We start from the raw sequence: 10,000 nt of genomic DNA on the forward strand, positions 1-10,000 counted from the left end.
TGGCTTAAAGTAGTGATTTTTAATTGAGGTCTGCTGAACTCTTGCCGTGCTTTTGCCGTTAATAAATCACCTTTCACCAGAGCTGCGGCCAGCTTGGCCATATCGCTGATGCTGCTATCGAGCGAACCCGCGGCTCTGACTCTGCTTCTGTCGTCGTGTGGTTCAACTTTACCTTCAATGGTCCAGCCGTCAGCAGTGCGGCCAGCAAAATCATCCCGCCAGATCATGCTGCTGTTGCTCATACCCAGTGGCTGAAACAGGCGTTTTTGCATTTCCTGCCCCACATCGAGGCCGAGGCCTTGTTCCAGCACAAACTGCAATAAAATCAGGCCGTCGCCAGAATAGGCGTAACGACTGCCTGGCTGGAAATGAAAACGTAATTTGCCGTCAGGTTCCAGAAAACCAAAGTTGGCAAAACCTGAGGCGTGATTCAGCAGCATGCGGGGAGTAATGCTGCGCCAGCGGTCATCTCCGGCTAAATCGCTCCAGCGTGCATACAGATCTTCAGTTTTGGCGTCGGCATATTCAGGCAGAGCTTTAGGCAAATACTGGCTGATAGGGGTATCCAGCTGAATAATGCCGTCTTCAGAGAGTTGCAGCAGCAAATAAGCAAAGGCACTTTTGGTCAGCGAAGCTGCATACATAATACTGTCTGAAGTTAGTGCATCGCCTTTGGCATTCCGCTTACCGTAAACTGAAACCTGGGTCACAGTCCCTGCATCAATCACCGCCAACGCCAGGCCCTGAGCTGAAGTTTCACTCATCATTTGGCGTACTGCTGCATCTATCTCTGGCTGTGATTTGACTGGCCCTGCTGCAGGTGGTGTTGTGCTTGCGCAGCCGAGCAGGGCGCTTAAGGTGAAAGCTAAGGCGGTTATTTTCATTCAGGCAATCTCCTTGTGCGGGTCTGTCAGCGTTTTTCTTCCATCAGGCCTATTAAATTACCATCGGGATCTTTCAGAAATGCGATCCACAGCTGATGGTCAGGCATTTGCGCGGCAAGCTGTGGCGCTCTTTCTCCCAAAGCGCCCTGTTCCAGGGCTGAAGCATAAAACTCTTCTATCGCCGTGGTTTGAAAATAAGGAATAGAGTTTTTGCCCACTTCGCCTGTGCCTTGAGGGGGGCTGAGCATCAGGCGGGTCGCGCCGCATTGCACAAATGCCAGTTGCTCTGTCGGAGCAAACAGAAATGGTAACCCCAGAATTTGAGTGTAAAAAGGCAAAGCCAGTCGCACATCGTTAACCGTAATCGCCAGTTGACCCAAGCCTGTAATTTGATGTTGCATCTATGCTTTCCTGTGTTAAAAGTCGGGGCGTGGGCGGATAAGCTTAGCAAGTACTATAGCCAGCCAGGCCATAGGTAGATAAGCCAGTAATAAATCCACGCTGATAAACCACAGTGGGCCAGGGATCAGCAGGCTGGCTGCTATCCCACCACAGAGAAAAAACACTGAGATCAGATAAGCAAACTGCGTTTTGTAATTGGACGCTATCAGGTAAGCCACAAGAGCACCAGCCAAAGTACCAAGGGCATGGGCCAGAAAAGGCATAATAAAATGTTTGGGTTCAAATAAATCTATGCCCAAACTCAGGCTTTCAGTGTTCGTCACATCTACTCCGGCTGGAGGGGGGATCAGTAATGGACTGAGGCTAATGATAGCCATATTGATAGCAGCCCCGGCGACCACACCACAAAGGATAGCCAGCAGGTTTCTGACTAGATTCAGCATAGTAGTTCTCCACAAAGAGCTATGACTAAGCCTTTAAATTAGTTGAGTTTTAGCCGTTCAGCAATTTGTTTTTATTTTAGGTAAGTAGTGCCAGTAGCCAGATGCAAGAGTGCAAATGATAAAAACACTGAACAAAAACCAATCCATCTGAAATGGTGTTGCAGGCGTCTTGCGGACTCAAGTGCAAATTTTTTATGCAGTGCCGGTTTTGTAAAAGCAAGGCCGATCCCGACCAGCAAAAACAGATAACCCAGCGTCCTGATAAGTTCTGGTTGCAGACAATCATCGGCATAAACTACAAAAAGACCACCAGCTATCAGCCTGCTCAGTACTTCAAAAGGGTGAAAGTACGACTGCCCGCTGAAATTGATGATACCTTGGCTAAAGGCTTGTGGCCTGAACAGCATGAACAGGCTCAGGTACAACATCAACAAGGCAAAAGCAGCGATAAAATACATAGGGATCCTTTAAAGCATTCATCATTGTTTAGCATTACGGAGTGCCGTTGTTACCAAATCTTTGAAACCCAGGACGCAGACTCAGTGTTTTATAGTAGGCAGCCACTGCAGGCAGATCGGGCCTGTCGATTGGCGTCATCAGCCATCTGTTTACCGACAAGCCCAGCACTATATCCGCCAGAGTGAAATCAGCGCCTGTGATATAAGGACCTTTTTGAGTCAAGGCGGTGTTTAGCAGCTGCATTTTTTCATTCCAGGCGACAATACTGTTTTCGGCTGCAGCTTTGTCCTGATAAGCGGGGCTGTTTCTGACTAAATACATAAAAGCATAACGCCAGGCGTTATTTAGTTCAGTGCTTTGCCAGTCCATCCACTGTTCAACCAGAGCCTTTTGTTTGGCCGCCACGGGTAGCATAGGTGTAGGACCGTATGCAGACGCCAGGTACCTGCAGATGCTATTGGACTCCCACAATACAAAATCGCCATCCAGTAACACTGGTACTAATGCATTTGGATTCAGAGCTTTAAACTGCAAGGTTTCAGTAGACCGGTAACCTGCCCCCCATTCTTCCTGTTGATAGTCCAAGTGCAGCTCGGCACAGGTCCAGAGCACTTTGCGTACATTGATAGAGGAAGACTTACCTAAAATTTTGAGCATGGTCAGATCCTGGAGCAGAGCGCTAAAGTTAGTCTTCGTTGTCGATCAGTACAAACAGATCGGTCACACCTACATCCAGCCCCAACTGCGAAAATAATGTAGTTACCTGACCACGGTGGTGAGTTTGATGATTAAACAGATGCTGCAGCAAAGGTGCCAGCTTGCGCTTCATCATTTCACCTTTCAGGTTTTTATAACTCAGTATGCGCTGCAGCTGTTGATCATCCAGCCTCTGGCATAACTGGATTAACAGCTGGTCCAGTTGTTGGCGGATGCTGTGTAACCGGACAAAGTCCGGATAAAGGATCTGGTCCAGCGCAGCAGGATGCGGCAATTGGCCGAGTGGTTGCAGTACTTCTGCCGCAGTGTCTAACTGTCGAAACCTATTTAACCAGATTAAATCTGCCACCAGTAAATGATTGAGAGTACCTGCGACCGAGCCAAAAAAAGCACCTTGGTTGGCAAACAGCTGCTCCTGACTGAGAGTGGCTGCCAATTGGTATACTTTGTCATTCATCCACTGGTTGTAACGGGCAAGCAAGTTGAAGTTGTGGTGTAATGCCTGAGTATGTGTCACTAAGTCGTCTCCGTTTAAAAGCCGCTTTGAACTCAAAAGCTATCATAGGTGTATCGTGCGCGCACCTTTAACTGAACGCCGCAATAAGCAGACTTATCACTTAATGAGCTGCAGCTGTTTTGGCAATAAAGCGATCCATTTCTGCTTCCAGAATTTCCAAAGGCAAAGCTCCGTTGGCTAACAGGGCATCATGAAAAGCGCGCAGGTCAAATTTACTCCCCAGTTGTTGTTCGGCTTTAGCCCGCAACTGACGGATTTTAATTTCACCCATCTTGTACGACAGCGCCTGACCTGGCCATGAAATATAACGGTCCACTTCAGCCCTGACATTGGCTTGTGATAAAGAGGTGTTGTTGGACAGGAAATCCAGTGCTTGTTGACGGCTCCAGCCCTGAGAGTGAATACCAGTGTCTATTACCAGACGGCAAGCACGCCACATTTCATAACTCAGGCGGCCAAATTGCTGATAGGCATTTTCATACACACCCATTTCCACACCTAACCGTTCGGCATATAAACCCCACCCCTCACCATAAGCGCTTAAATACAGGTTACGGCGAAATTGCGGCACATTTTCCAGCTCTTGTGACAAAGCATTTTGTAAATGATGGCCAGGCACAGATTCGTGCAGCGTTAAGGCCACCAGCTCATACAAAGGGCGTTGATCCAGGGCATGGGTATTGAGCCAATAAGCACCACCACGAGTGCCGCCAATAGCTGCAGGGTTATAAGAGGCCGTCGTATAGTTCGGCGCTATTTCGGCTGGAACCGGCACTACACCATAAGGTAGGCGTGGCAATTTGCCGAAAAATTCTGGCAGCCTGTAATCAATACGTTTGGCGATATAAGAGGCTTCTTTCAGCAGTTCTTTTGGTGTTTTTGCATAGAATTGCGGATCAGTGCGCAGAAATTTCGTGAAGTCGCTGAAGCTGCCTTTAAAGCCGGTTTCTTTAATCAGTGCGTCCATCTCAGCGCGGATACGTTTTACTTCAGCAAGGCCAGTGTTGTGGATTTGTGCAGGATCCATATCCAGTGTCACATAGGTATTGATGGTATGACGGTAATAGGCTTTGCCTTCTGGCAACTTTTCGGCCGCCAGACTGTCGGTGGCGGCCTGCATATAGTCGCCTTCCAGAAAGTCGGCTAAACGGGCAAAAGCGGGCAAAGCAACCTGAGCTATAGCTTGACGGCCGGCTTGTTCTAACTGCTGTTGTTCAGCTTTCGAAAATGAGGCCGGAAATTTTTTAAAAGGCTCATACAAACTGCTTTGCGTTGGGTCTTTATAGACCTGAGCCCGTACAGTCGGCGCTATACCTCGCACCACAATTTTAGGTAAAACAAAACCATCTTTAATACCAGTGCGCATATTGGCGATGTTCTCGTCAAAGTAACGGCCAAAGTCATTGATACGGGCTATATAATCCTGATAATCCGCTACTTTAGGCATAGACAGGCCACTACTGGCATCCAAAGCTGAGCTCCAGAAACTGTAAAAGGTATTGGCCGGAATGCGGTCAAGGAACAGCTTATTGGACTGGATCGAATTGCGCAGCACCCAGCCAAGCAGCTGATGATTCACCCGGTCTGAGTCTGTCAGTGATTTTGTGTCTATTGCCTGTAGGCGCTGCAATAAAGCTTGTTCAGCCTTCAGCCGACGGGCACGATCTGTAGCCGTCACACCAGGCAGACGATTATAGTAACCAGCCAGTCCCATCCGGCCTGCACTGATGGGGTCTTCCTGCAGGCTGTATTGCCAATGGTCATCTATAACTTTTTGCAGTTGCTCTGCAGCAGTAGCGGCTAAGGCGGCAGGTGCGAGCCAGAGTAGCGCCAGGCTAAGCAGGGAATGAGTAAAAAAAGACAATAATTTGCGGAACCTTAACACGGGTTTTCTCCAGACTGATCAATAAGCTGGGTTGTATATCTTCACCTTAGCATGAGCCCTTTCTCTGGTGGCAACTTCTAACCCGCGATTTAAACCTCACATCGCATTCTGTTTAAATCAAGGCAGGCCTATAAACCCTGAGTTTGATACTCGGAATTCGATAAAACGTGCCAATTTGGCACGTAGCTTGATCTTTTATCAATAGAAGCAGATAATTTAGCAAAGTGCCATTTTGGCACGGAGGGAATAAATTATGACGACTACACCACCTCGAATCACTGCTCGGGTTGATGCTGAAACCCAAAACTTACTGTCTAATGCTGCTGCTATCACTGGGGTTTCGAGTATCAACTCCTTTGTGCTCAGCGCGGCGGTTGAGAAAGCCAAACAAATCATTGAACGTGAGCAAGCCCTGAAGCTTTCTCAGCGTGACGCCATGTTATTGATGGAAGCGCTTGATAAACCCGCGACTGTACATCCTCATCTGGCCGCAGCTTTTGCACGTTATGAAGGCAAAGTTCAATAATGCAAAGTGTATTGCTGGATAAATCGAAGCACGACAGAAATCGATTTAACTGTGGTATTGATGCGTTAAACAACTACTTAAAAGTCATGGCCAGTCAGCAAAGTAAAAAAGACAATACCCGTACTTTTGTGCTTGAAGATAAAGCTAATCCGCAACACATTGTTGGCTTTTATACTCTGACCATGACCCAGATCGATATACAAAGTCTTCCGGCATCACTGCAGAAAAAACACCAGTCATCAACGTCGGGTGGACTGATCGCACGACTAGCTGTGAATGAAAGATACAAAGGTCAGAAGATAGGTGAGTGGTTGTTGATTGACGCACTTAAAAAACTACTGCAAGCCAGTGATGTAGTAGGTTTCCCTATCATTATTGTGGATGCAAAAGACGGCGCCAAAGGTTTTTATCAAAAGTATGGCTTTCGCTGTTTTGAAGATAATGAACACAAACTCTTTATCACCATAGCTGATGTGCGGGCCAGCTTTGGCTAAATGAGCTCTTTTTTTCTATTCGACTTTTGCCTTTGGCAAAAAGCAGGACAACAGTACTGTCGCCAGAATAAAGCCGCTGGACCAGAACAGGCAGGTTTCTAAGCCCTCAGTCTGATACAAATAACCTGACAATACAGTACCAATTAAGCGGCCCATGGCGTTGGCCATATAATAAAAACCTACATCCAGTGAAACCCCATCGGCTTTGGCGTAGCTTACAATCAAATAGCTGTGCAAGGATGAATTGACCGCAAAAACAGCGCCGAATAGCAGCAAAACAGACACTAACAGGGTTTCAGTCGGGAAGGGCAAAGGTAAAAGTTTGGCCAGCAGTGCTGGGATCAGGCAAAGGGCAAAAGCCCAGCCGACAGCAGCCCAACGCCCAGGTACTTTGCCGGAGCTCTTGCCTGTGATGAGTGGTGCCAGGCTTTGCACCAAACCATAACCCATAATCCACAGTGCCAGAAAAGTGCCTATGGCTTGCTGGCTCCAGGCCAGTTGCTGGGCTAAAAACAGTGGCAGTGCGATAACAAACCATAGATCCCGTGCGCCAAATAAAAACAAACGGGCCGCAGATAACACATTCACCGGGCCACTTTTCGACACCATGTCTTTAAATTTAGGTTTGTAACTACTTTTGCCTAAGTCTTTTTTCAGCAAGGTCAAACTTAATAACCAAACCAGAGTTAAAGCACCGGCCATCACGGCCACTGCGCCATGAAAACCGACTTGTGTAAGTAAAAAACCGCCGATAAAAAAGCCAAAACCTTTCAGTGCATTTTTTGAGCCTGTAAGTATTGCAACCCATTGATACAGTTTGCTTTGCGAATCCTGCGGCACCAGTAATTTAATCGAGCTTTTAGCGCTCATTTTATTCAGGTCTTTGGCAATACCAGACAAGGCCTGAGCGGCCATCACCCAGGGCACCATAAGCCACTGTGCCGGAACTAATAACATCGCAAGCGCTGCTATTTGTAAAAACAGCCCTATATTCATAGTTTTATTTAAACCCATACGAGCGCCCAGCCAGCCGCCAAACAGGTTCGTCAGCACGCCAAACAACTCGTAAAACACAAATAACGAGGCGATTTCTAAAGGGCTGTAGCCGAGTTTATAAAAATGCAGCAGCACCAACATGCGCAAAGCACCGTCGGTCAGGGTAAAAGCCCAGTAGTTGCCTGTGACTACAAGATACTGTTTGATTGCTGCATTCATTTAACTTTTCCTGTTCTGCTAATTTTGTATAGACCCAAGTAATTGCAGTTGCAGCGAGGCGACAAGCCAATGAGACCCCAGGAGCATAGTTCACCTATGTGCAATTGGATTGAGGCGAGAATACGCGCACAATGCCAAGCGAAAATCTTCAATAGATTTCTGGGGCGAGATGGCGCAGTCAACAAAGCTGCAGCTTCAAGTACGACGGGTATTAGGCTGAACCAACCATCCTGGCTAACTCCACGGTACGGTTGGCGTAACCCCACTCGTTATCGTACCAGGCGTAAATTTTCACCTGAGTGCCGTTGACCACCATAGTCGATAAGGCATCGATAATGCTGGAACGAGGGTCGGTTTTGTAATCGACAGAGACCAAAGGCCGCTCTTCGTAACCCAGAATATCCTTAAGTTCCTGTTCTGAGGCTGCTTTTAGCAAAGCGTTGACTTCTTCAGCCGAGGTGGCGCGTTCAACTTCGAATACACAGTCGGTTAACGACGCATTGGCCAGCGGCACCCGCACTGCATGGCCATTTAAGCGGCCTTTGAGTTCAGGGAATATTTCGGTAATAGCAGTAGCCGACCCTGTAGTGGTAGGAATTAAGCTGCTGCCACAAGCGCGGGCGCGGCGTAAGTCTTTGTGCGGCGTATCCAGAATAGACTGGGTATTGGTTAAATCGTGAATAGTAGTGATGGAGCCATGTTTGATGCCCAACTTTTCATGAATGACTTTCACCACAGGCGCCAGGCAGTTGGTGGTGCAGCTCGCTGCTGTGACTATTTTATGTGTCAGAGCGTTAAACAGATGATGATTCACTCCCATCACCACGTTTAATACGCCAGCTTCTTTGACTGGAGCACTGACCACCACACGTTTTACGCCCTGGTCTAAATAAGCCTGCAGCAACTCTGTGCTTCTCATTTTGCCAGAGCATTCAATCACCAGATCGCAACCTGACCAGTCGGTGTCTGCTATGGCTTTATTTTGAGTAACGCGAATCGACTTGCCATTAACAAGGATGCTGTGATCTTCGGCTACAGCCTGATGCTGCCAGCGGCCGTGCACTGAGTCGAAATTCAGTAGATGTGCAAAAGTTGCTGCGTCACCAGCCGGGTCGTTGATCTGGACAAACTCAAATTCAGGCCAGTCAAAAGAAGCACGTAACGCCAGACGGCCAATACGACCAAAACCATTAATGCCTAGCTTAATTTTTTTCATCAGAATTTCTCTTGGTTAAAGGGTTTTTACAGGTTTTGAAAATAGACCTGATGTGGAGTCAAAGTCAGTGCGAAAGGCCGCAAAGCCTGAATACGTTGCTTGACCCGATCTTTGTCGATGCCACGTTCAATTAGAATTTGAGCAGCCACTAAGCCAGTGCGGCCCGAACCACCTTTGCAGTGGATGGCGACTTTTTTGCCATCTTTTAACAGTTGATGGATCTGCGGGCCTTGCTGTTGCCAGGCCGTGGCAAAGTCGGCCTGAGGTGCATGATCGTCTTCAATAGGGCAATGAAACCAGGCCAACCCAAGCTCTTCGCACAAGGTCGGTAAGTCAGTGACCTGGTTACGCTCTATTTCCTCAGTTGGCATTAGGGTCAGAACAGCCGAAGCACCGGCTTGCTTTAACCTTAACAACGAGTCTTTCAGTCCTTCAGTTTTTGTGCCCGGGCAAGGGGTGAACAACAGCGCCGCTGAGCCTTCCAGTACTAACTCGTCAAATGGGTGTGACATAAACTTGTCCTTATCAGCTATGCAATATTTAGTGCTTCGTTTTGGTGCCGTTGAGTTTGATTAACAGCACTCTTTTTGCCGTTCTGGCCTGCTGCCCATCTGGCACAATTGCTGTTGGTTTAATGCCAGCCAGGTTGAATTCGCAGTGCCTGTCTGTTGCAAGCACTGCAGCGCCCAGTCCGGTAATGCCGGATTTAAGCGGTAATAGACCCATAAACCTTGTTTGCGGTCGAGCAAGATGCCATCGCGGCGCAACTGGGCCAAATGACGCGAAATTTTCGGCTGAATATCTGCAAGCGCAGCCACCAGCTCACAGACACAAAGCTCCTGTTCCTGCTGGATCAGCAACAAAGTCCGCAGCCGGGTTTCATCCGACAGGGCTTTAAAAAAAGTGACAGGGTTCAGTTGCATAGCCAGAAACTACATATGGAAAATCATATGCAGTAGTTTATATATGTTTTTCCGTATGTAAATTTAAAAGTTTTAGTTTTTACTGATCTATATTGTTTTCAAAGGCGTTTTTATTTTACGAAACAGATTTTCATGGCAAAAAACCTTTAGTTATTTGAGAACAGTTCTTGTTTGTGGCTATACTGCGGCAACTTTCAGTGAACCCCAATGGAGTATCCGATGAAATTTTGGCAAAAATCTTTAGTCGCTGCGGCCTTAACTGCCGCCACTTTGGCCCAGGCGGCAGAAGTGAATGTGTATTCTGGCCGTCAGGAAGAAC

13 protein-coding genes are annotated in these 10,000 nt (G+C 47.6%); 2 read left to right on the top strand and 11 right to left on the bottom strand.

Translation table 11 applies throughout. From position 1 onward, the window contains the following. The 7 genes from LDL40_RS09585 to LDL40_RS09615 form a co-directional block, all read right to left on the bottom strand. Positions 1-884: serine hydrolase (locus tag LDL40_RS09585; RefSeq protein ID WP_300995096.1), on the bottom strand; the 884-nt coding region annotated here is incomplete at its 3' end. 26 nt (positions 885-910) lie between these two features. Further along, the gene (locus LDL40_RS09590; protein WP_300995097.1) at positions 911-1,285 is read right to left on the bottom strand and encodes a VOC family protein; all 375 of its coding nucleotides are present in this window, start codon (positions 1,283-1,285) and stop codon (positions 911-913) included. Between the two features lie 15 nt (positions 1,286-1,300). Beyond that, positions 1,301-1,729 (bottom strand): hypothetical protein, encoded by a 429-nt coding sequence (locus LDL40_RS09595; RefSeq protein WP_300995098.1) that lies wholly within the window; start codon positions 1,727-1,729, stop codon positions 1,301-1,303. A gap of 71 nt (positions 1,730-1,800) precedes the next feature. After that, on the bottom strand, positions 1,801-2,187 hold the full coding sequence (locus tag LDL40_RS09600; RefSeq protein WP_300995099.1) for a hypothetical protein: 387 nt from the start codon (positions 2,185-2,187) through the stop codon (positions 1,801-1,803). Positions 2,188-2,221: 34 nt separating this feature from the next. After that, on the bottom strand, positions 2,222-2,845 hold the full coding sequence (locus tag LDL40_RS09605; RefSeq protein WP_300995100.1) for a glutathione S-transferase family protein: 624 nt from the start codon (positions 2,843-2,845) through the stop codon (positions 2,222-2,224). A 28-nt stretch (positions 2,846-2,873) separates the two neighbouring features. Further along, entirely contained in the window at positions 2,874-3,422 is a 549-nt protein-coding gene (locus tag LDL40_RS09610) for a DinB family protein (protein ID WP_300995101.1), read from the bottom strand. Positions 3,423-3,522: 100 nt separating this feature from the next. Continuing rightward, positions 3,523-5,307, bottom strand: coding sequence for a DUF885 family protein (locus LDL40_RS09615; protein WP_300995102.1), 1,785 nt, complete (start codon positions 5,305-5,307; stop codon positions 3,523-3,525). A 253-nt stretch (positions 5,308-5,560) separates the two neighbouring features. On the opposite strand from LDL40_RS09615, the gene LDL40_RS09620 reads away from it, so the two are divergent. Beyond that, positions 5,561-5,833 (top strand): DUF1778 domain-containing protein, encoded by a 273-nt coding sequence (locus tag LDL40_RS09620; RefSeq protein WP_300995103.1) that lies wholly within the window; start codon positions 5,561-5,563, stop codon positions 5,831-5,833. Next, the gene (locus tag LDL40_RS09625) at positions 5,830-6,327 is read left to right on the top strand and encodes a GNAT family N-acetyltransferase (protein WP_300995108.1); all 498 of its coding nucleotides are present in this window, start codon (positions 5,830-5,832) and stop codon (positions 6,325-6,327) included. Before LDL40_RS09620 ends, LDL40_RS09625 begins: the two co-directional genes overlap by 4 nt. 15 nt (positions 6,328-6,342) lie before the next feature. On the opposite strand, the gene arsJ is transcribed toward LDL40_RS09625, so the two are convergent. The 4 genes from arsJ to LDL40_RS09645 form a co-directional block, all read right to left on the bottom strand. Further along, complete coding sequence (gene arsJ / locus LDL40_RS09630; protein ID WP_300995104.1) at positions 6,343-7,542, bottom strand: organoarsenical effux MFS transporter ArsJ; 1,200 nt, start codon at positions 7,540-7,542, stop codon at positions 6,343-6,345. A gap of 211 nt (positions 7,543-7,753) precedes the next feature. Beyond that, the gene (locus LDL40_RS09635) at positions 7,754-8,758 is read right to left on the bottom strand and encodes an ArsJ-associated glyceraldehyde-3-phosphate dehydrogenase (RefSeq protein WP_300995105.1); all 1,005 of its coding nucleotides are present in this window, start codon (positions 8,756-8,758) and stop codon (positions 7,754-7,756) included. A 26-nt stretch (positions 8,759-8,784) separates the two neighbouring features. Then, positions 8,785-9,270 carry a tyrosine-protein phosphatase gene (locus LDL40_RS09640; RefSeq protein ID WP_300995106.1) on the bottom strand — a complete coding sequence of 162 codons (486 nt, stop codon included), beginning with the start codon at positions 9,268-9,270 and terminating at the stop codon, positions 8,785-8,787. A gap of 60 nt (positions 9,271-9,330) precedes the next feature. Continuing rightward, entirely contained in the window at positions 9,331-9,681 is a 351-nt protein-coding gene (locus LDL40_RS09645) for a metalloregulator ArsR/SmtB family transcription factor (protein WP_300995107.1), read from the bottom strand. Positions 9,682-10,000: the final 319 nt, after the last annotated feature.

The organism is Rheinheimera sp. (assembly GCF_020217005.1).
In the GTDB taxonomy this organism is placed as follows: Bacteria; Pseudomonadota; Gammaproteobacteria; order Enterobacterales; family Alteromonadaceae; genus Pararheinheimera.

What these genes read in the sequence shown, in the direction of transcription:
- LDL40_RS09590 (WP_300995097.1), bottom strand. Translation starts at nt 1,285, where the DNA reads ATGCAACATCAAATTACAGGCTTGGGTCAACTGGCGATTACGGTTAAC.
- LDL40_RS09595 (WP_300995098.1), bottom strand. Translation starts at nt 1,729, where the DNA reads ATGCTGAATCTAGTCAGAAACCTGCTGGCTATCCTTTGTGGTGTGGTC.
- LDL40_RS09600 (WP_300995099.1), bottom strand. Translation starts at nt 2,187, where the DNA reads ATGTATTTTATCGCTGCTTTTGCCTTGTTGATGTTGTACCTGAGCCTG.
- LDL40_RS09605 (WP_300995100.1), bottom strand. Translation starts at nt 2,845, where the DNA reads ATGCTCAAAATTTTAGGTAAGTCTTCCTCTATCAATGTACGCAAAGTG.
- LDL40_RS09620 (WP_300995103.1), top strand. Translation starts at nt 5,561, where the DNA reads ATGACGACTACACCACCTCGAATCACTGCTCGGGTTGATGCTGAAACC.
- arsJ (WP_300995104.1), bottom strand. Translation starts at nt 7,542, where the DNA reads ATGAATGCAGCAATCAAACAGTATCTTGTAGTCACAGGCAACTACTGG.
- LDL40_RS09635 (WP_300995105.1), bottom strand. Translation starts at nt 8,758, where the DNA reads ATGAAAAAAATTAAGCTAGGCATTAATGGTTTTGGTCGTATTGGCCGT.
- LDL40_RS09640 (WP_300995106.1), bottom strand. Translation starts at nt 9,270, where the DNA reads ATGTCACACCCATTTGACGAGTTAGTACTGGAAGGCTCAGCGGCGCTG.
- LDL40_RS09645 (WP_300995107.1), bottom strand. Translation starts at nt 9,681, where the DNA reads ATGCAACTGAACCCTGTCACTTTTTTTAAAGCCCTGTCGGATGAAACC.